This window comes from Niastella populi (genome assembly GCF_002078015.1).
GTDB lineage: Bacteria > Bacteroidota > Bacteroidia > Chitinophagales > Chitinophagaceae > Niastella > Niastella populi.
Genome location: NZ_LWBP01000075.1, coordinates 1 through 258 on the forward strand (window position 1 = coordinate 1; position 258 = coordinate 258).

1 protein-coding gene is annotated in these 258 nt (G+C 46.5%); it reads right to left on the reverse strand.

Features of this window, described 5'->3' with window-relative positions; all coding sequences use genetic code 11:
• A partial coding sequence (locus tag A4R26_RS08255; RefSeq protein ID WP_133054596.1) for a condensation domain-containing protein occupies positions 1-258 on the reverse strand: 258 nt, incomplete at both ends.

A 258-nucleotide genomic window follows, 5' to 3' on the forward strand; every position in this document is an offset into this window, starting at 1 on the left:
GGCTGGTTGATGGCTATTACGAAGATCTTTCGACACAATATGAAAGCCCGCTTTTGAAAAAGGAAGAATAACCTGCCGCACTTCTCCCAGCTCATCTTCTATGAACACGGTTCGTAAGATCTCATGCCGCTCAATCACAGCATCGAATGCAAACTTCAATGCCTCTTCATTCAGTTCCCCTTCAAATTCATATACAGCAGGAACGTTATAAGCGATGCTCGCCTCTGCAAACTGGCTCAGCACCCACAAACGGCGTTG